The following is a 21,401-nucleotide window of genomic DNA, read 5'->3' on the forward strand; positions in this document are numbered from 1 at the left end:
CTCGCCGTAACAAACAGGCAGGACAGCCTGTTTGCACAGCAGAGCTGCCCGCAGGGTGAGCTACAGGGATGTAGCGAATGAATACATCCCTGTAGGCTCATCACCGACATCCGTGTCGGTGATGGTCTCGCATGACACTTCGCAACTCCTCATGTGCTAGTCGGAGAGATCTGGTGTTGTTTTTTAACGGCTAATCCGGTATCTGTATTAAATAACCACCATAAACCTTGCACCGCTGTTGTGGGGAACGCCGTTGCATGCGTCGCATTTTCTATAACGCGGAACTCCACGTTCAATTTTTTCAGGTTTCGGTTTTCTAAGCGCGTGTAGAACTCCTTGGCATCGCCAACCATATCGTTTTTAGGACTGTCTTTAGCCGGGATTTCATCCGCCCCAACCGATATAAATAGATTGGCTTCGATATTCTGGTGAATTTTGGTTTTCGATTCCAGCGTCAGTATATATTTATTATCCCACCACACCGATGGGCTGCCGAGGATGTAGTTTTTAAATATATCTGGCGCGGTTAAAAAGATATACATACCAAACAATCCGCCAAACGAGTTGCCGATATAAGTCCGATTTTCAGCATCTGTACTAACACGCTGCTCGATATAAGGAATAACATCATCGCGAATAAAAGCGAGATGCCTTGCTGCCTCACCCGAAGGGTCTTTAAAGCCCGGAGAACTCGGCGTAGGCGTATAGTCCCGCTGCCTACTGAGACTCGGCGTATGACCTTTCTGCCAGGAAATTCCCACGAACATCACGTTTTCCATGCGTTTGAAATTCACAGGGTAACGTGCGGCACCGGTTGTTATTGGAAATGTATAAGGAGAGTCAGTCATATACACAACTGAATATTTTTTCTCGTCGGAGTAATTGTGCGGCAACTGTATATGAAGTTCATAGACTCGCTTGGTGCTCGAATCCTGAATCTCTACAACCTGGGTTCTCGGTAACTCGAAAGCCGGTTCCTGATCAGCTTTTATGGGGAGACAAACGAGGAAAGCAACGAATAAAAATGATATGCATCCATAACGAAAGAAATTGCCAAACATAAGCTTACCGAGTTTCGTGCGCGAAATTGCTTCAAGGAATTGCCCTGCGAAGCTCCCAAATAACTATATTGTGCTTAATCAACCTTAAGCTTTTCGTCGTAGTTCCCGAAGAGCACCACTTATAACGCGAAATGAAGAGCGCAATAATAATAACGCCAGCAAAGACGCGATAATGATATCGGGCCACCCGGATTGAAATAGCCAGACACCAGCGGCCGCGATAAATACAGACAAATTGGAAGCGATGTCATTGCGCGAACATTCAAAGACGGAGCTCATATTAATATCCTCGCTCCGATGCTGCCATAACAGCCACAAACACAGCCCGTTGGCGGCCACTCCGGCCAAGCTGAAGATACCCATAACCTCATAGGAAGGAACGACGGGATTAAATAACTTCCAAACCACCTGCCCAACAACCACTGATGCGCCGAGAAATATTAAAAAGCCTTTGAACAGCGCAACCCTTGCTTTAGCCTGCACGCTGTGCGCGACGACGTACAAACTTAACCCGTAGGTCAGTGCATCGCCCAGGTTATCCAAACTGTCCGAAAGCAGCGCCGTCGATTGCCCATAAAAGGCTGCGCCGACAATAAAAAAGAACATAACAGCATTGACCCAAAGCACCTTTATCAAGGTACTCTTCTGCCGCGCACGAAGTGCATCTACTGCACAATTGTTTTCACAACAAGAACCACCCATCAGGGCCTCCAAACTCTATCAATGCCTTACGGCTAGCACAGCTGAATTTTTTAAACATCAATTTATCAACACTCGATAAAGCGGATTGCGGAGCGCTGTGCTGGACCATCACCGACACGGATGTCGGTGATGGTCCAGCACAGCGCTCCGCAATCCAGCTAATGGCACGCTCAAAAAATCACTAACCTTCCCCCACAACCTTCTGCAACTCCCCCATCACCCACTTCACCAACGCATCCTGCTGCTTCGCTTTCCATTGATCCTGTTGCAAGGATTTTGCCCATTGCAATAACTGCACTTGTTCCTGGCGCGACCAATCGGTGGCGCTGGTGCGGAGGGTGAGTGCGCCGCGTTCGGCGTGGGGGCGGTGCCAGAGTTGGCGGGTGACGGTGAGGGCGCGGGCCATGACGACGAGGGGGAAATTGGGATGTTGCACCGGGCCGGCGAATTCTTTTTGTTGTGCGAGCGGTAACCAACCGATGCGCTTTCCGGGGAGTTGCCGTGCGGCTAGCCAGCCCCCGACGGAGCCGATAACGCCGCCGGATAATGCACCTAATAAAAATGAACTGCCGCCTAAACCGGCGTCGACAATTAAACCGGTTGCGGCGCCGGCGGCACCGCTGACCAATAATAATTCGCGTTGTTTTAAGCCCCACAAATACCAGGTTTCGGTATTCATTAATGTGTCGCTGCCGAGATCCCACTGTGCGTCATTTTCAAACACGAAATGATTGTGTCCCCAGGCGCTGCTGATGTGTTTGAAAAATTGTTTTTCCTGTTCATCCAGCGCGCGCCGCAAACGTTCTTCGGCCTGGCTCAATCCACTTTTATCTAACAGCGTTACCGGTTCGCGTCGGTTAATTTGTTCGCACCAATAATTGGCGAGATTAAAGCCGACATCCTGCAAGCGTTGTTGATCGCGCTCGGCGAGGCCCGCGCATAATTCGCTAATGGATTTGCTCCACTCCGGAAGCAGTTCGCCCATGGCACGAAATAAGGTTAAACGTTCCGGCACGCTGGCGGTGAGCGGATTGAATATACGCACCCATTGGAAAAATTGTGTCAGCGTGCGCTGCCATTCATCCAATGCGCGCGGTTCGCCCATGGGGTTTATTACCGCCATGCGCGGCTGGCCGGTCCAGCGCAGGATTTCCATCTCCGCTTCATCGGCGGGGCTGACCGGTTGTGCGCCGTCGACAACATACAAGATGCCCGCGCCAGCCATGATGGGCGTGAGCAACGCAACCTCATCAGGAAATTTTTGTGCGTGGCCCGGTTCGCGCAAAAATTGTTTTACGCGTTCGGAACGATTTGCGGAGCTGACTTCTTCGCTTTGCAGCCAACTTAACACCTGGCGTGCGCGTTGGAAGCCGGGTGTGTCAGTCAATTTAAGCAACACGCGTTGGTCGAGCAGAAATTCAAACGTATCGGCGCTGGTGGTGGTGCCCGATTCGGCACCGATACGCACACTGTCATTTTCGGTGAGCGTGGAGACGATGGAGGATTTGCCCTTGTTGGGATGGCCCACCACACATAAATGAGGAATAGTCATCAGGTGGTTTCCTTAAGCCAGACAAGTTGTTGTTGATTGGCGAAGGCGCGCCAGCTGGCAAGATGACGCGCCGGGTCCGTGGTGGCATCACACACGGCTTGCAATGCCTGCCGGGTGATGCCGGCGGTGCGCGCCAACTGAATCAGATCGCTCAGTTCTGCCACCGGCGAGCGGCTGGCGTTGACCCGCCATAACAGGCTGTGCGGTTTGTCGACGAGCAGCGCTTTGAACGCGGCCTCATCGTGTTGCCAATCGGCAATGCCTAACATGGTGCCGGCATCGCTGCGAATTTCCCAGTGGATAACCGTCGCGTCTTGCCAGTCGGTCGGCGACGCTTCGCTGGCGACACTTACTGGCGTTGTCGTCACTGTCATTTGCGGCGCCCTAACATTTACGTCGTGGCCACGCAAGTGACGCAGCCGCACAGCCAATAATCCGCGCAGCACTAATCGCGGCAACAGGTTGTAACACAACAGGCTCGCCATCAAAAACGGCCACCACTCACCGGCGGCGGTGATGTTGTCATTCGGCGCGATTCTTATATAGCGGGTTGACTCAATAACGCTCGCATCCGGCACTGCCGCCGGCCAAAGCCACTGCCAGGGTGTCGCAATCGTTTCAATCAGCGCGAGGACCGTCTGTTGCTCATCAATCAGCGTCGAACTCCAGCCAAACGCCAGGTCCGTAAACAGCAACAACAACCAATAACCGACAAGCATGCCCACGCCTATCAGCAACCAGAAACTTTGCAGCAGCGCCAACATCTCCAACCGCTGGCGTTTTGACGGATGCCAATGCACCGTGCGATTGCGCCATTGGAATAACCAGGGCCGGCCGCTCCCAAAGAACATCGCCCATAAGGACGCAACAGAACCCAACAAAGGCAAACCCGCCCACAGCAACCAGATCCACAACACATTGATTCGCCCGCTCGGGCTGTAACTGAGCGAACCGGCCGCAATGCCCACCCCCAACAACAGGGCGACGGGCCACAACAACCAGGAAACCTGTGGCGGCAGTGTGAGGGATGGGGAGTTGGTCAATTGCATATCCGGGCCAGTCAGCAAAAGAGGGGATAGTAGCAGTATTAACGGGCGAGAAAACCTTGGTCGCATATGAAGTATCAGCAACTGCAAAGGTAGCTGTTGAGGGTACAAGGGGAGTTGAAACCCTCACGTCAAGGACGACGTGAGGGAGCTACAGGGACGTATTCACCGCGTTTTCAACTCCCCTTGTACCCTCAACAGCGGCGTCAAAGCGACGGTGCCACATACATATCTGGCAATTCGTTCTCAAACAACACCAGGGCATGACGGGAAAAATGCAGGAAATCCGCCGCGCCTTCGTGGCCTTCGTAAGGCACATAAAAATGATCGCGCCCTTCACGCTCGCGGTTGGCGTTGCGCCAGACCATCATATAGGCCAGTTGTCGCGTCGTGGCGTTGGCTTTGATCGCCGGTAAGACGGTTTCCGTCCAAAACTTCGGGTTGGGCAATTTATCCTGGCCGCCTTCCGTCAACGCGGCGATTTTGCCTTTCTCATTGGCGATCTCAACAATCCCTTGCAGGCTGCGCGCGAAGTCTTGTTTTTGTTGTTCTGCCGGGGCCTCGTTGGCGGGGTGGCCGAGATCCCAGTAGTTGTCCAGGCCGATGATGTCGACATAGTCGTCGCCGGGGTAACCGTAGAGATAGTCGCGTTTGAAGTGGTTGATGTCCGTGCGGCTGCGGTCGGGCGAGAAGGCGTAGATCAGGTTGTGCACCTTGTTGTCATCGCGCAGGTATTCCACAGTGAAGCGCCAGAGCGCGATGTAATCTGCTTCGCTGGCGTGGCCCTTGCCCCACCAGAACCAGTCGCCGTTGTGCTCGTGCCAGGGGCGGAAGATGAGCGGAATGTAATGCTTTTCGCCCTGCTCATCGGTCAGCGCCAACTGCTCGTTAAAGGCAACAAAAGCATCCAGATACGCCTTGAGCTGATCATGCTTGCTGCCGCCGGGAATGATCTCGGCCACAGTGGGCCGGGTATCCCAGGCATTGCCGCCGGTGGCCGGGCTGTTCATGTGCCAGCTGATGGTGATCACCCCGCCGCGTTGATAGGCCGCCTGAATCCAGCGGCGCATACGCGCGAAGTTAACCTTGTCGAGATTTTCCGGCGCATCCAGCTCCAGGTTGCCGATCTCCCAACCGTAGAGTGCGGGGTGAGAGTCGGTCACATCGCGCGCGTCGGAACGATCTTCGTCGCCTTCCCACAGCACGCCATAAGCCAGGGCGTCCTGATGGCCGAATAACACATGCTCGGGGCTTAATCGATGCAAATTCTGATAGAGCGCACGGGTTTGTGCGGTAGCTTTTGCGTCCACGAGAGACACAGCGTTAGCCGTGTGCTCCGGGTCGGAATCCGCGCAGGAGATGAGGATGAACAAGCTCGCCAAGGCGAGAAAGCAACGGGTGAATAAACAGGGTAGCCATTTAGCAGTAGCAGTGTGGGTTTTGATCATGGGCAAACTCACGCAGATAGTTATGTTTAATGTTCTCCAAAGATGTGCTTTATGATTTTTTTCCGGGGACGCGCACAATAAATTCGCCGGATTTGCCTGCTGTTGGACGCCCATACTACCAGCTAGGGCGAGATGCGGCGCCAACCAAATTGCTAAAAGTTTTTCCTTGGCCCGTTGCGTATTTTTCACTTGAGCAGGCTCGGTGAATTCCGTAGCCTTGCGGCTTTCACCTGCGGATAACCCCATGGAATTCACCTTCCCCGCCATCGGAATCGTCCATTCCTGCTTCAAGGAAAAGTTTGGCATCCCCCGTCAACCGGGATTGGTGCCGCTGGCGCGCGCGCAATTGGAATTGCTACCTCCCTATGATGATCCCGCCGCGCTGGACGGCTTGGAAACTTGCAGCCACCTGTGGATTCAATTTGTGTTCCACGCCAACCGCCGCGAAGAGTGGAAACCCAGGGTCAAACCGCCGCGCCTCGGCGGCAATAAAAGCCTCGGTGTCTTCGCCACCCGATCACCGGTTCGGCCGTCTCCGATCGGTTTGTCCGTGGTGCGCCTGGAGGGTATTCATCAGGAAGAGGGCAAGCTGTGGCTGGCGTTATCGGGGGTTGATCTGCTCGACGGCACGCCGGTCCTGGATATCAAACCCTACGTGCCGTATGTGGATTGCGTGGCGGATGCGGTGAACGGGTTTGCGGCGGAAGCACCCCCACAAATGCCGGTACGCTTTTCTGCAACGGCCCTGGATTTCTGCGCGGATTATCACCGCAGCAACGGGCTGGATCTTCAATCATTGCTGACGCAAATCCTGCAACAGGACCCACGCCCTTCGTATCAGACGCTCGATCCCGCCCGGGTGTATGGCATGCGCTTGCTGGATCTGGATATACGCTGGCGTTACGCAGCACAAAACGCAGAATCTTTTGCCCTCGTAACGGACGTCGTCGTCACTGGCTGATCAGCATGTTATTCATTGGGCCACTTGCTTACTAGCAACGCCGCATTCACCCCACCAAAACCAAATCCATTACAAAGCGCATGTTGAACGCGCTGCTTTCTGCTGTGCAGCGGGATGAAATCCAGACCCTGCAAATCGTCATCCACTTGCTCCAGATTCAGCGTGGCGGGTAACCGATCTTCTATCGTCGCCATCACCGTAAAGATGCTCTCCACTCCACCGGCGGCTCCGAGCAAATGGCCGGTGGCTGATTTGGTGGAGGACACCGGCACTTGCGGCAAGTGCTCGCCAAACACCGCGCGCAAACTGGCCACTTCAGCGCGATCGCCCACCGGGGTGGAGGTTGCGTGAGCATTCACATAATGAATATCCGCCGGTTGCAAGTTTGCCATCGCCAGGGCGCGCCGCATGGCCGCTGCCGCACCGGCACCGTCTTCGGGTCCCGAGGTAATATGATGTGCATCGCTACTGGTGCCATAACCGCTCAATATCGCCAGCGGTGTCGCACCGCGGGCCAGTGCATGCTCCAGGGTTTCGATCACCAATAAACCGGCGCCCTCGCCCATCACAAAACCGGTGCGCTGCGCATCGAAGGGGCGCGATGCGGTGTGCGGTGTGTCGGCCTCTCTCGACAGCGCTTTCAGTGCATGAAAGCCTGCCAGGGACAGCGGATCAACACAGGCTTCTGTACCACCGACCAAAGCCACTCTGGCTTCACCGCTGCGAATCAGCCGCATGCCATCGCCAATCGCCTGAACACCGGCGGCGCACGCAGTTACTGGTGTGCCCAATGGGCCTTTAAAACCATAACGGATAGAGACATTACCCGCCGCCAGGTTGGCGAGGAACGCCGGCACCGTAAACGGCGACAACTTGCGATAGCCCCGTTCATCCAGTGTTTTTTGTGCCTGGGTAATGATGGAAAAGCCGCCGATGCCAGTGCCAATGATAGTGGCTGTGGCTTCCTGGTCGGCCAGACTTTGCGGATGCCAGCCGGCCTGGGCCAAAGCTTCCTGCGCCGCTGCCAGGGCATAAAGTGAAAACCGATCCAGCTTTTTACGCTCTTTCGGCTCAATGACCGCATCGGCATCGAACCCGGCTTCAGCATCCCGGGAAATGTCCGGCACCAGACCGGCGATGCGAATGGGGAAGTCGCTGATATCAAAACGATCAATAAAACTGATACCCGACTGACCGGCAATCAGCCGTTGCCAGACCGGCTTGACACTACAACCGAGAGGGCTGACCATGCCCATACCGGTGACTACGATGGGTGAATTCATGATATACCTCATGTCTCGCTATTCGCTGTTGTGTTGCGCGTAAATCAGACAGATAACTCTACTCACCACCACCTTATGATCAAGATCATATTCAGACACTAGCAGCCCATGCCCTATCCCAAAGACCAGAAAATCAAATCCCGTGCCCGTATCCTTAAATCGGCCACGGAGCTGTTTTTTCGCTACGGTTTTCAGAAGGTGTCCATCAACCAGATCATGAAAGAAGCGCGCATGACCCACGGGGCGTTTTATGCGCACTTCGAATCCAAGGAAGCACTGTTTTCTGCGTCTTTTCTGGAAACCCTTAAGGATCGTGGACGGGCGCGACTGGTCAAGGCGCCGCTGCCAGTGAAAAAATTGATCGCCCTGGCAACCAGCTACCTCAATTTGCGTCAGCAGGAAAACCTGGAACCGGCGCCGGAAACCCTGCTGTTCAATGAAATTGGCCAGCACGACGAACGCATCCGCCCGCTGTTACAAAACTCCTACGACCACCTGCGCAAACTGCTTGAAAACCGTATTACCGCTATCAGCCGTCTGCAAAAACTCGACATTAACCCGAGCCTGATCAGCGACCGCGCCCGCGCCGTTCTCGCCTCGCTGGTCGGCGCCATCACCCTCGCCCGTATGCTTCCGGACGAAACCGAACGCTGCGCCATATTAAACGCCGCGCAAACGCAGATTCTGGCGTTGATGGGTGTGAAGCCACGGCAGCTGGTTGAACATTAACAGCGTGTCGGCAGGCGCTTTTATCAGTTTCTTAATTTCATCGACTCGTTCCATCACAAGGACATCACCATGAAGGCCCTCAAACTCTTTTTACTCGCCGTGCCCCTGTCCCTCGCCGCCTGCAATGCCAGCATGCCGGAAATCTTGCAAACCAGTGCCGATGTAGCCAGTGCCAGTGGATATGGCAATCAGGCGCAGTTGGTACGCGGCATCAAGGATGCGCTGGAGCTGAGCAGCGGGCGCGCTGCGACCAGCCTGTCGCAAACCGGCGGCTACAGTAACAATCCGCTGTACCGCATTGAGTTGCCGCAATCGGTCCAGCCTATCGCCAGCACCCTGCGCCAGTTCGGTTTGGGCGGCCAGTTGGATAAGGTCGAAACGCTAATGAACCAGGGCGCGGAGAAGGCAGCGGTTGAAGCGAAGGACGTCTTTATCAGTGCCGTGCGCAATATGACAGTGACGGACGCACTGGGGATTATTCGCGGTCACGACACGGCGGCCACGGACTATTTCCGTCAGCAAACCGAGTCCACCCTGCGCCAGCGTTACCTGCCCATCATCCAGCAGAACCTGCGGCAGATCGGTTTTTACAACCAGTACCAACAGCTGCTTGGTACCTATAAGCAACTCCCCATCGCCAACAAGCCGGACCTGGATCTCGAACAGCATGTGTTAAACCAGAGCCTGACGGCGTTATTCAAGGAAGTAGCTACCCAGGAACAACTGATCCGCAAGGACCCGGTTGAGCGCGGCAGTGCCATCATCGGTGCGGTATTCAGCAAGTAATTGGCGCCGGGCGGCGCGCAGCCACAGGATGAGCTGTGCTATCATGCCGCCCGTTTTTATCCCCCCGTTTCCACTCCCGATCAGAGATTCCCGTCAGGCGCGGGCCACAGTATTGCCAGAGGTCAGACTTTCATGAGCAAGACGTCGTTAGACAAAAGCAAGATCAAATTCCTGTTGCTGGAAGGCGTTCACCAATCCGCGGTCAATACGCTTAACGCCGCCGGTTATACCAACATTGAATATCTGAAGACCGCCCTGGGCGAAGACGAATTGATCGAGCGGATTCAGGATGCCCATTTTGTCGGCCTGCGCTCGCGCACCCAACTGACCCGCCGCGTATTCGAAAATGCGCCCAAGCTGATTGCCGCCGGTTGTTTCTGTATCGGCACCAATCAGGTAGATCTGAAAGCGGCGCAGGAACACGGCGTTGCGGTTTTCAATGCACCCTACTCCAACACCCGCTCCGTCGCCGAACTGGTGATCGCCGAAGCTATCCTGTTGCTGCGCAACATTCCCGCAAAAAATGCCGTGTGTCATCGCGGCGGCTGGGATAAATCGGCTATCGGCTCTTACGAAATTCGCGGTAAAACCCTGGGACTGATCGGTTACGGCTCTATCGGCAGCCAGACCAGCGTGCTGGCGGAAGGTCTGGGCATGAATGTCTGTTTTTACGACGTAATCACCAAGTTGCCCCTGGGCAATGCAACCCAGATGCGTAGCCTGGATGAGTTACTGAGCACAGCTGATATCGTCAGCCTGCATGTGCCGGAAACCCATGCCACACAAAACATGATCGGCGCGCGGGAAATCGGTTTGATGAAGAAAGGCGCGATCCTGCTCAACGCTTCGCGCGGGACAGTGGTGGATATTGATGCTCTGGCCCAGGCAGTCCGGATCGGCCACTTGTCGGGCGCCGCCATTGATGTCTTCCCGGAAGAACCCAAAGCCAATGACGATGAATTTATCAGCCCCCTGCGCGGCCTGGACAACGTCATCCTTACCCCGCATATCGGCGGTTCCACCATGGAGGCCCAGGCGAATATTGGGGTGGAAGTGGCAGAGAAGTTAATTAAATATTCCGACAACGGCACCACTACCAGCTCGGTCAATTTCCCGGAAGTGGCTTTGCCTGGTCATCCGGATGCGCATCGCTTGCTGCACGTCCATGCCAACGTGCCGGGCGTGATGTCATCCATCAACAAAATCTTCTCCGACTTCAACATCAACATCGTCGCGCAATATCTGCAAACTAACGAGAAGGTTGGTTATGTGGTAGTGGATATTAATTCGCCGTATAGCGAGGAGGCGTTGGAGAAGTTGCGTAATGTGGAAGGGACGATTCGGTGTCGGGTGTTGTTTTAATTACGGCTAGAATTTACTTCGCACACCGTTTGTCATTAGGGTGTTGATTTCGAAAACGCATGAATACATCCCTGTAGCTCCCTCAAGTCGTCCCTGACTTGAGGGTTTCGAAATCAACACCCTAACGCCAAACTCGCATCGGATTAATCTGCGATTTACCAAAGAAAGCAACGCTAGTACTTATCTCTTCAACCGATGCGCCACGTACTCGGTTACCACTACCAACAAAACTCCCGCCAACGCACTTAAACACGCTGCAAACAACATCGGCTCTACGCCAGTTACTGAGAGGTATTCAAACGGGCTGAGATTAGCTTGTTGCAAAACAACGATGTTGCCATCGCTATCTAGCGTCGTGGTCAGCACCTGCTTCCAGGGCCAGGTGACGTAGAGCGAGCCTACGAGGAAGCCGATCAGGGTCGCCAGTGTCGCGCGGTGGTAGCTCGTCAGCAGCCAGGAGAGGAAGCGGGAGAAGATGATCAGGCCGCAGATGCAGCCCAGGCCGAAGGCGAGGAGTTTGCCGATTTCGAGGTTGTGGATGGCGTTGAGGAAGACCGGGTATAGGCCAACGAGTAAGAGGATAAAGCTGCCGGAAATGCCGGGTAATATCATGGCGCAGATGGCGACGAATCCGCCCAGGAAGAGTATCCAGGCGTAGCCCGGTAGCTGGGCCGGGGCCAGATTCGCTACGGCATAGATAAAGGCGGCGCCCATCAGTAGTGCAATCCAGTGGGGCAAGCGCCAGCTGGTTTGGGATTTACCGAGCAGGTAAATTGAAGCTAACACCAGGCCGGAGAAGAATGCCCATACCAGGATGGGGTAGGTTTCCATGGCGATCAGTACGATGGCGGCGAAGGTTTTCAGACTGACGAGGATGCCGCCGAAGAGGGCGAGAAGGAAGTTGCCGTTGATGTAGCGCCAGGTGTTGGCGAGGCCGTCTGTCTTGAGCATCAGTAAAACGGCGGGGGTGCAGCGTTTGAGGGAGTTTAACCATTCATCATAAACGCCGGTGATAAAGGCGATGGTGCCGCCTGATACGCCGGGCACTACGTCCGCCGCGCCCATGCACATGCCTTTCAAAAAGATAACCAGATAATCCTTGATACTGCGCTGTTCTTGCGTCAAAACAGTTTCCTCACGTCAGTGAATTCAAGCGGCAGGTGCCTCCGCTGGACTCACAGAGGCAAGGCATTCTACCGGTTTCACTCGTTGAAGAAATAGCTTTGGATATAGGTGAAGACCTGCGCGCGATATTCTGTGCTTTCGTTAACCAAATGATGCCCGGCATCGGCGATCAACTTGACCTCGGCGTTGGGTAATTTTTCGCGCAATTGTTCAAGGTTGTAGCGCCATTCCACAGTTCGATCGCCAGTTCCCTGTACAATCAGCATCGCTTTATCCAGCGGTTTGAAGTGGCGGAAACCTTCAGCCCAGATTTTCATGGCTGTAATCCAGACCACAGACAGGTATTGCGATTGCAAGGGATCGCGGCGCGCGATGAAGTCAGCAAATTCCGGATCATGGGAGCTGGGGGTAAACCGCCGCGGCACATGGCTGACGAAACCTTTGAGCAGGCGGTAGAGCATACGGCCGGAGCGCCAGCCACGCGGCAAAATCAGCGGGGCACAAAGCGCAAATTTAGCGAAATCATCCGGTGAGTAACGCCAGCAATAGTTGAGCAACACAGCGCCGCCCATGCTTTGCCCCAGCGCAAAACGGTGTTGCGGTAAGAGATCCCGGGAGCGATTTAACAGATCGGCAAGCACATCGGCGTAGTGATCGAAGGAATCAATTGATGCCGTCATGCCGCTGCTGAGTCCGTGGCCGGGCAAATCAAAAGCCAGGACGGCATACCCTTGTTGCAACGCCAATTGAATGGGATGGTGATACACCCCGACGTGATCGTAATAACCATGGACAATGACGACGGTGCCCTTGGGTTTTGGTGGTAACCAGTAGTGAGTCGCCACCCGGAAATTGTTGCTGTCGACACGCCCGAACCCGTGCACAACCTCAGGAAATTCGCGTGCGAAATTAATGTGGTAGTAGTCGAGATAGGTTTGTGGATCAGCCTCCAGCGGCCATCGCCGATCCTGTTCGGCCACGAACTGAAGTGGCGGTAATTCCTCTGCCAAGCGAAACAGCAGTTCTTTATCGAGTATCATGGAATCGGACACTCAGGCCTCTCTGGGTAAAGTAGTGTTAAACAAAATCACAGGCCCGGGCTTCCACGTAAGACTTGATCCTCTGGATGCAATTCCCTGGATGCAAAGGGCTGAGGTAAATTCCCCTCTGTCGGGGATACAAAATGATTACCTGACTTATGCCCCGCGATGATGCAGCGCATACTGTAACCGGTTCATAAACATAACGCGACCCGAGCGATGCCAACCCTACGCTGCGGAAGCCGTTGATGACACTGACGACAGTCGAACGCGCTTGATCTATAATTCGCGGAGTATAACTATAACGATCACTGACAAGCTGTGGGACTCTCATGAAAGCGCAAATTTTTAATATCCACGACGTCGTCTTATTGATGACCGTGGCAGAGTGTTTCTTGTTGGCAATCTTCCAGGCAGTATTACCGGTCACCAATCGCCTCGCCAGTATTCTCCTCAGTTGCTTCCTGCTTTGCGTAGCCGTCGGCTCAGCGTGCATCCTGGTATTGTGGAATGGTGATGTGCATATCCACCCGGTCTTTGATCGTCATTTCCTGCCCTACTTTCTGGTCACCGCGTTGATCCTCAAAGGACCGGCGCTGTACCTTTACGTCGCTTCGCTGACTCGCGAATCCTTTCATCTGCAACCACGACATTTATGGCATTTGACACCGGTAGCCGCCGCCATGCTGTGGCTGGCCATATTCCGCATAGACAGCCTGGACTTGAGTTTCCGTTCCATTGATGCCACAGATTTTTCGCGCAGCCTCGTGGATTGCGTATGGCATGTGGTTAAAGCCCTGCCATTTATTTACGGTATTGCAGCGGTGTTGTTAACCAAAAAATACCAGTCACAACTGAAAGATCAATATTCCGATTTCTCCACCACTGAGCCCGGCTGGTTAAAAGTCTTAACGATCGGCTTTCTGGTGAGCTGGAGTCTGAGCGGGATCGCACACATCATTGCGCAAACCGCCTCACCGGATGTCTCCGACAGCTTCGGCATTGCCGACAATTACGTTACGTTTATTTTGATCAATGCACTGTTCACCTACAGTTTGGTCTATGCGCATAAATTGCTGACCACCAAGCACGAACCCATCAAAGATAAACACGACGAGAAACTCACCGACAGTGCGATTGAAAAAGTGCAACAGGGTATGGAAATACAAAAGCTATACCTCAAACACAACCTGAATATTGAAGAATTTTCCAAACGTATTGATTTGCCAGTGAAGGAAGTGTCTGCGGTTATCAACAAACATTACGGCACCAACTTCTTCGAGTTTATGAATACTTACCGGGTAGAAGAGGCCAAGCGGTTATTAAGCGATGAGAAACATGCGGATATGACAGTGTTGGATGTATTGTTGCAATCCGGGTTTAACAGTAAATCTGCATTTCACCGCTTTTTTAATCGTTTGGTAGGTGTATCGCCGACGGAGTTTCGCAAAAACGGTGCACCAGATGCGGCGTTGAAGAAGGCGGCGAATGAGTAATACGTTGACCTGAATGGGTTGTCGGATTACGCCGTTGGCTAATCCGACCTACACGGACACATAAGGATTTTGTTATGACATTTGAACGGACTGTACTGGAAGGAGAATTAGTTCGGCTCGAACCGCTCGCCCGCGAGCACCTTTCCGGATTATGTGCCGCCATCACGGACGGTGAGCTTTGGAAACTCCATTTAACGCTGGTTCCTCATCCCGATAACATCGAGCAATTTTTTGATCTTGCCGAAACATCTTTCCGCAATGGTGAAGGCATCACCTACGCTATCCTTGACAAGCAAACCAATAGAGTTGCCGGTTCAACACGATTTATGAAGGCCAGCCTCGCCTATAAACGCGTAGAAATCGGCTATACCTTTCTCGGTCAATCCTGGCAGCGCACACGCACAAATACCGCAGCAAAATTTTTGCTACTCAGCCATGCGTTTGAGCAGATGCATTTGAACCGCGTGGAATTGCTGACCGATTATCTCAATACCCAATCACGCAAAGCGATCCTGCGCTTGGGCGCTAAAGAAGAAGGGATTTTACGCAGCCATATGGTCATGCCGGACGGGCGCGTGCGGGATTCGGTTATCTATAGCGTGATTAAAAACGAATGGACGGGGATAAAGCAGCACCTGGCGTTTTTACTTAATCGATAACTTATCGGATTACGCCTTTGGCTAATTCGACGGTGATGCTTTTGTAGGTCGGATTAGCGCAAGCGTAATCCGACAAAAAAATGTAAGAATAATCTCTGATCACCAAAAACGAAAAAGCCATACAAATCTGTATGGCTTTTTCGTTACATCAACACATCATTGATATTACGGCATTACCCAACGAATATTATCCACTTGAATATGCACACCTGATTGATCTTCCCATGCTGGAAGAATAACAAACGGGGTATTAAGTGCAGCCAAATTGAATGCCGGGTTGGTACCTGCATGGGCCAACATATCCGCAATATTAAGTTGAACAGTTTCCCATACGCCTTCCGCTGGATTAATGATGTAATCGCCAGTGCCTGTGGACGGACCGCTTTCGGCTTTAACAACTATTCCACCAGTGTTATCCCCATAACTGACCACCTTAATGTCGAACTCCAGGTAGCCAGCGTCTTCAAATGCAGACACATCTCTGGGTGCAGTAGATTGAATGAAAGCAAGGCCGTTATTTCCTGAATTACTGAATGTCACATCAATAACTTCGCCACGCTCAGCGTCGTTCGCCTCGCTAATTACAACATGTCCAGTATCGTTATCCCATTTACCCAGGCCAAAATCCCAATAACTGCCAACTTCTCCATCGACATAAATGTCAAAGGTGTCGGTTAGCACAACTTCATCGCTCATTTCCAAACGAATGTTATCAAACAACACATCCATCGGACCGGTTGGTTCTATAACAAACATGTTGGTGATAGCGCTCAGGTTAGCGATACCCGATTCTAGCGAGTTTCCACTAGCTATCAGCGTGGCAATATTAATACGGACTTCTGACCATTCACCGATTTCACCGAGAGTGGCTGTTACATCACTAGTTTGAGGCCAGCCACTATCCATCTTCACCAGCAGATTAGCAGCAGCATCTTTGCTATTTACCTTCACATCAAAAACTAACTCTCCGCCTGCCGCCCAAGCACTCAAATCGGTAGCACCGTTAATTATATTGAATGATATATTCCCAGCACCTACGCCTTTAACCACACTAAACACGTCGCCTCGACCTGCTTCAGCAAGTTCTGATGAGACGATCGCACCCGTAGGATTGTAGCTTTGGATCTGAAGTCCATCGATGACAGAATCATCAAAGAGAGTGAAGAGCGGTGGTGCGGCAAAATCACCTTCGTTCTCCGTACCTTCAATACGAATATTGTCAAAAGATACATCCATTTCACCGGAAGAATCGATGACAAATATATTGGCAATACTAGCGAGGCTTGCCTTACCGCCTGCCTGTAAAGAGTTACCATTGGCGATCAAAGCAGCCAGTGTGATTTCGAACGATTGCCACTCACCGACGGTGTCAGTGGGCAAGCCGACATCGCTCACACTTGGCCAGCCGCTATCCAGCTTAACAAGCAAGGTGCTGCCATCAGCAATGCTGTTTATCTTGTAATCAAACATCAATTTGCTGTCTGGAGACCAGTTGCGCAAATCCGCCGGGTCACCATTAACATTGATATAAGCGTTACCGCTGTTGCCGGTTTTAACCACGTTGATCACATCACCGCGACCGTCTTCTTCAATTTCCGCGTAAGTAACAACACCTTCCGGGTTGTAACTGCGCAGTTTCAAACCTTCGAACAGATCATCACCATAAATGGTGAGCAGCGGTGGACCATCCAGATCAACCGGGCCAATGCCGGGGCGCTCGTTACCGGCAATCAGTTCAGCACCTTCATCAATCGTGGCGCAGCCCGTACCGGTTGATGGAGAAGAACCACTACACTCATAGACGCGCACGTAATCCACTTGCATGGTTTGGGGGAAAACTGATTCATCAACGCCACCTTCATTGGTATTGGCAGCCCAGGAACCGCCTACAGCCAGGTTGAGCAGCAAATGGAATTCTGAATGCTCATCAAAGGGCGCGCCGAGTGGAGCATCAGTCAATACACCGCCAAGCATGTATTGTGAATACCAGCCATCCTGACGGTGGGTGGCATAGTGAACGCCGTCAACATACCAGCGGATTTCGCCCGCTTCCCATTCAAGTGCGTATTCGTGGAAATCATCAGCCGGATTAAGTCCGTCCGGTAATTTATAGGAAGCACCGGAATTAACGTTGCCTGGCCAGGTGCGGCCGTAATGCAGAGTACCGTGTACACGAGCTTCCGGTGTGCCATCCGGAACACCGGCTTCGTCTGAATCGGCTTTCAGGTTCACCGCTTCCATGATGTCGATCTCGCCACCGCCGGCCCAACCACCATAAGGTGAGTTTGTGGGCAACATCCAGATCGCAGGCCAGGTACCTTGACCAGCCGGTAATTTCGCGCGAATTTCAAAACGGCCGAAGGTCCACTCGCGCAAACCTTTAGTGCGCAGACGTGCGGATGTATAGGGCAAGGTTGCCATTCCGGTGCCAGTGCCTTCCGGATCATTCGGGCCGGTAAATTCTTCTTTTTGCGCAACGATCGTTAATACACCGTCAGCAACATAGGAATTAACCGGACGATCGGTATAACACTGCTGTTCGTTGTTACCACCACCCCAGCAATTCACTTCGTAATCCCAGCTCGCCGGGTCGATGGCATCGCCATCAAAGTTGTCTTCCCATAACAATGTCCACCCCCCTGAACTAACAGAGCTGGATTCACTGGAAGATTCAGAACTTGAAGACTCTGCACTTGAAGATTCAGAGCTTGCCGCTTCAGAACTTGAGGCTTCGCTGGAAGCTTCAGAGCTGACCGCAATGCTGGACTCAGAGGAGCTGCTGGAGGCAGGCTCGCTTGATGCAACAGCACTGGAACTGCTTGAGCTGCCCGGTGCGGATGAACTGGAGCGATTATCATCAGAATCGCTGCCACCACAGCCGGCCAGCGTCAGACACAACACGCTAAAGCAGGTTACTAAAGGAAATGTTATTTTCATGATTACCTCGTTATATTGTTATCGGTAATGGCCCGTCGATACCGAATCGGCGGGCCGGGTCACTCTGCTGATGTGCTATTACGCTGAATTAATCACACGTAATTTCAGCATCAACGTTTTTCTCGATACGCAAGTTGTAGAGTGATAGATCCAACTTGCCCTCTGTCACCAGGTAGAACGGCGACAAAATCATGTCCATTTTTGCGCGATCTGTTGCGAGACACTTCAGCGCAACCGACAGCGTGGTCCATTCTTTTTGCGGCAGTGCTTGCAGGTTTTCCGTGATGGATTTTTCAGCCATACAGTCCTGGCCACAGAAAATCCCGAGGCGAACATCAGCCGTGGGTTTTTCATCCACTTTCACATCAAACACCAGCGCGGAATTTGCTTCGACATAAGAAGAGAGATCGGTGCGCGATTGCGCAAAGAAACCAGCGCTGCCACGACCAGTACCATTCCACTGCATACGCCGTGAATCTTCCTGCACGTTGCGATCCACCGCGCGTAGCGTAATGGTGTCGAGACTTGCGGTGCTGCCGGTAACAGTCACAGAATTGTTACGGCCATCGGCGATAACCAGCTGCCAGGGTTCCAGTGGACGGTTATCAAAAATGTTCAACACCGCATCAGTTTGCACGTTGATCTTGGCTGCTGCTTCGGACAGATCATCACCCAGCGTGTCTTTGTCCTGATAAGTCAGGCCATATCCGTAAGCAAACAGAGGGGCGTAATCTTTTTCACCCACATTCAAGGGTGATTGCGTCGGCGTTGCCGGCCAGGAGAAGGAGAGCTTGCCTTTGAAGTCGTGTTGAATTTTGCCGGCTTTATCGGTGAACAACACATCAGCCACACCGGCACCTTCAGAGCCCGGATGCCAAATGGCAACAAAGGCATCAGAGGCATTTAATTCACGATTAATCCACAGCGGGCGACCGGTAATAAATAAAGAGACAACCGGAATACCATCAGCTTTGAGTCTTTTCAGCAGCGCCAGATCATCGGTATTGGTGTAGGCAAGATTTTTTACATCGCCTTGCATCTCAGCGTAAGGATTTTCACCAAAGACGACGATGGCCACGTCAGGCTTGGTGGTGTATTCACCGGTTTCGCTCAACGAAACCTTACCGCCCGCCGCTTCAACAGATTCGGCGATGCCCTGATAAACAGAACTGCCGCCGGGGAAATCTTCGTTGGTATTTCCCGTGCCTTGCCAGGAAATAGTCCAGCCGCCGGATTGCTTGCCAATGTTGTCCGCACCATCACCCGCCACCAACACATTAGCTTTGGGATTTAACGGCAGAAGTTGGTTTTTATTTTTCAACAGCACGAGAGATTCACGCACAGCCTGACGCGCAACCACGCGATGTGCCGGTGCACCGATCAACTCTTGTTTGGCCGCGAATGCGCGGGTAGAAGGCGCGCCTTTTTCAAATAAACCGGCACGAATTTTTACCCGCAGGATACGACGAACGGCATCATTCAAACGCGCTTCACTGATCTCGCCGTTTTTCGCTTGCTCAAGCGTATTGGCGTAAAGCACTTTCCAATCTGCATCGGGCGCCATAAAAATATCGAGGCCCGCATTGATGGCTTGCGGACAACTGATCTTGGTGCAACCCGGAACAAATTCGTGACCGTTCCAATCGCCGACAATCAACCCGTCAAAACCCATGCGGTTTTTCAGGATGTCGGTCAGCAAATATTCATGGCCGTGCATTTTTTTGCCCTGCCAACTACTGAAGGACGCCATCACGGTTTGTGCACCGGCTTCAATCGCGGTGACATAACCTTGCGCGTGCAACTCGATCAATTCCGCTTCGCTGATATTGGCATCACCACGATCTACACCACCGAGGGTGCCGCCGTCGGCAATAAAATGTTTGGCGGTAGAAATGACACGGTCTTCCGCCATAAACTCATCGGTATTGGCGCGGCCTTGCAGGCCTTCTACCATCTTTCCGCCATAGGATTTCACCACCGCAGGATCTTCCGAATAGGATTCGTAAGCGCGGCCCCAGCGGTCATCGCGCGCCACGGCCAACGTCGGTGCAAAATTCCAGTCGATGCCGGTGGCAGAAATTTCGCGCGCGGTGACTTCACCAATCTGGCGCATCAACTCAGGGTTGCGCATCGCGCCCAAACCGATGTTGTGCGGGAAAATCGTTGCACCAATCACATTGTTGTGGCCGTGAACCGCATCCGTTCCCCACATGATGGGAATCGCAATACCGCCGTCGCTATCGTCCATGGAGGCGTTGTAAAAGGTATCTGCCAGCGCGACCCAATCATTCACAGTCGCGTATTTGTTATCACCGGGAAAGGCACCGCCGCCATTCAATACGGAGCCAACGTGATATTTTTTGATATCCTCCGGCGTGATCTGACGCAGCTCCGGCTGCATCAGTTGGCCTACTTTTTGTTCCAGCGTCATCCTGGCAAGCAATCCATCGATTCTCGCCTCAACGGCAGGATCTTTAGCAACAGCGCTGGTTAATACCGGCCATTCCGCCGCTGCTTTTTGCTCGGCTATGGGCTTATCTACCGGCTCTGTCTTGGTACATCCCATCAGCGCGGTTAAAAAAATCACACTGCCACCGACCATGATCTTTAACTGTTGCTTCATAACCTTCTCTCTTTATCTGAATCGTCTTGATAACCGCTTTGCCTGCTGTTCCACGGGAACAACACTGCTGAAAAATGGATATGGGCTTCAATTGCCGCAAACTGTTTGTTTATGCTGAATTCCTCATTACCCGGACAAAAATGGCCCCCGGAGCAATCTCCGGGGGCTAAGCAAGGAGAGCTAACAAGATCGCATGGGGTTGGCATAATCCCAGCCTCACCTGTTAACACCCAAAGGTGACCTGACATCACCTAAAGGTTCGGGTACAGCTCCGCCGGTAGAAAAGCGGCAGCTGGAGATTCACATGGCTAATTCGCCATCGAGTTGCTTAAAGAGTGATATGGACTTACCGAATACACGCTTTATGTTTTTTATTTGTCACACGAGTGAAGATTTGATGGGAGAGATGATTGCAGCGGCACCGCTGAGTGTCGTCCCACTTTGTGAAAGCCAGCCAACATGGGCGATTCACTTTTGCCGGATAAAAATGGGAACTGGAATAAGCCGCGGACAGGCTTGCGTTCGACGTAAATCAGGACACGGATGAAGACAGGCCATCCAGACTTACTCGATGGCTTTATAATGACGGCG

The 21,401-nt window shown here is 52.8% G+C and carries 16 protein-coding genes; 6 read left to right on the forward strand and 10 right to left on the reverse strand.

What is annotated here, in order from left to right; all coding sequences use genetic code 11:
* Positions 1-149 precede the first annotated feature (149 nt).
* The 5 genes from CBR65_RS11800 to CBR65_RS11820 form a co-directional block, all read right to left on the reverse strand.
* Entirely contained in the window at positions 150-1,061 is a 912-nt protein-coding gene (locus CBR65_RS11800; protein ID WP_087467031.1) for an alpha/beta hydrolase, read from the reverse strand.
* An 84-nt stretch (positions 1,062-1,145) separates the two neighbouring features.
* Positions 1,146-1,775: a cation transporter gene (locus tag CBR65_RS11805; protein WP_232461182.1), complete on the reverse strand. Its 630-nt coding sequence runs from the start codon at positions 1,773-1,775 to the stop codon at positions 1,146-1,148.
* 169 nt (positions 1,776-1,944) lie between these two features.
* Positions 1,945-3,315 (reverse strand): DUF3482 domain-containing protein, encoded by a 1,371-nt coding sequence (locus tag CBR65_RS11810; protein WP_087467033.1) that lies wholly within the window; start codon positions 3,313-3,315, stop codon positions 1,945-1,947.
* A complete protein-coding gene (locus tag CBR65_RS11815) occupies positions 3,315-4,358 on the reverse strand; it encodes a DUF2868 domain-containing protein (protein WP_157672048.1) in 1,044 nt (347 codons plus the stop codon). Before CBR65_RS11815 ends, CBR65_RS11810 begins: the two co-directional genes overlap by 1 nt.
* A 209-nt stretch (positions 4,359-4,567) precedes the next feature.
* Positions 4,568-5,809, reverse strand: coding sequence for a glycoside hydrolase family 26 protein (locus CBR65_RS11820; protein WP_087469047.1), 1,242 nt, complete (start codon positions 5,807-5,809; stop codon positions 4,568-4,570).
* 244 nt (positions 5,810-6,053) lie between these two features.
* Here CBR65_RS11820 and tsaA point away from each other — a divergent pair, with 244 nt between their 5' ends.
* Positions 6,054-6,770, forward strand: a complete 717-nt coding sequence (gene tsaA / locus CBR65_RS11825; protein ID WP_087467035.1) for a tRNA (N6-threonylcarbamoyladenosine(37)-N6)-methyltransferase TrmO — start codon at positions 6,054-6,056, stop codon at positions 6,768-6,770.
* A gap of 8 nt (positions 6,771-6,778) precedes the next feature.
* Here tsaA and fabF read toward each other — a convergent pair whose 3' ends face one another.
* On the reverse strand, positions 6,779-8,053 hold the full coding sequence (gene fabF / locus CBR65_RS11830; protein WP_087467036.1) for a beta-ketoacyl-ACP synthase II: 1,275 nt from the start codon (positions 8,051-8,053) through the stop codon (positions 6,779-6,781).
* 108 nt (positions 8,054-8,161) lie between these two features.
* On the opposite strand from fabF, the gene CBR65_RS11835 reads away from it, so the two are divergent.
* From CBR65_RS11835 to serA, 3 genes are all read left to right on the forward strand, one after another.
* A complete protein-coding gene (locus tag CBR65_RS11835) occupies positions 8,162-8,782 on the forward strand; it encodes a TetR/AcrR family transcriptional regulator (RefSeq protein WP_087467037.1) in 621 nt (206 codons plus the stop codon).
* 69 nt (positions 8,783-8,851) lie between these two features.
* Positions 8,852-9,568 (forward strand): DUF4197 domain-containing protein, encoded by a 717-nt coding sequence (locus CBR65_RS11840; protein ID WP_087467038.1) that lies wholly within the window; start codon positions 8,852-8,854, stop codon positions 9,566-9,568.
* 132 nt (positions 9,569-9,700) lie between these two features.
* Positions 9,701-10,930 (forward strand): phosphoglycerate dehydrogenase, encoded by a 1,230-nt coding sequence (gene serA, locus CBR65_RS11845; RefSeq protein ID WP_087467039.1) that lies wholly within the window; start codon positions 9,701-9,703, stop codon positions 10,928-10,930.
* 180 nt (positions 10,931-11,110) lie between these two features.
* Here serA and CBR65_RS11850 read toward each other — a convergent pair whose 3' ends face one another.
* Complete coding sequence (locus CBR65_RS11850; protein WP_232461183.1) at positions 11,111-12,055, reverse strand: DUF368 domain-containing protein; 945 nt, start codon at positions 12,053-12,055, stop codon at positions 11,111-11,113.
* A gap of 77 nt (positions 12,056-12,132) precedes the next feature.
* The gene (locus CBR65_RS11855; RefSeq protein WP_157672049.1) at positions 12,133-13,107 is read right to left on the reverse strand and encodes an alpha/beta hydrolase; all 975 of its coding nucleotides are present in this window, start codon (positions 13,105-13,107) and stop codon (positions 12,133-12,135) included.
* A 320-nt stretch (positions 13,108-13,427) separates the two neighbouring features.
* On the opposite strand from CBR65_RS11855, the gene CBR65_RS11860 reads away from it, so the two are divergent.
* Together CBR65_RS11860 and CBR65_RS11865 are read left to right on the forward strand one after the other, a co-directional pair.
* Positions 13,428-14,591 carry an AraC family transcriptional regulator gene (locus CBR65_RS11860; RefSeq protein WP_087467041.1) on the forward strand — a complete coding sequence of 388 codons (1,164 nt, stop codon included), beginning with the start codon at positions 13,428-13,430 and terminating at the stop codon, positions 14,589-14,591.
* A gap of 74 nt (positions 14,592-14,665) precedes the next feature.
* A complete protein-coding gene (locus CBR65_RS11865) occupies positions 14,666-15,250 on the forward strand; it encodes a GNAT family N-acetyltransferase (RefSeq protein WP_087467042.1) in 585 nt (194 codons plus the stop codon).
* Positions 15,251-15,415: 165 nt separating this feature from the next.
* On the opposite strand, the gene CBR65_RS11870 is transcribed toward CBR65_RS11865, so the two are convergent.
* Positions 15,416-18,187, reverse strand: coding sequence for a glycoside hydrolase family 16 protein (locus CBR65_RS11870; RefSeq protein WP_087467043.1), 2,772 nt, complete (start codon positions 18,185-18,187; stop codon positions 15,416-15,418).
* Between the two features lie 88 nt (positions 18,188-18,275).
* Positions 18,276-20,810: an exo 1,3/1,4-beta-D-glucan glucohydrolase gene (locus CBR65_RS11875; protein ID WP_087467044.1), complete on the reverse strand. Its 2,535-nt coding sequence runs from the start codon at positions 20,808-20,810 to the stop codon at positions 18,276-18,278.
* Positions 20,811-21,401 lie beyond the last annotated feature (591 nt).

This window comes from Cellvibrio sp. PSBB006 (genome assembly GCF_002162135.1).
Classification (GTDB): Bacteria; Pseudomonadota; Gammaproteobacteria; order Pseudomonadales; family Cellvibrionaceae; genus Cellvibrio.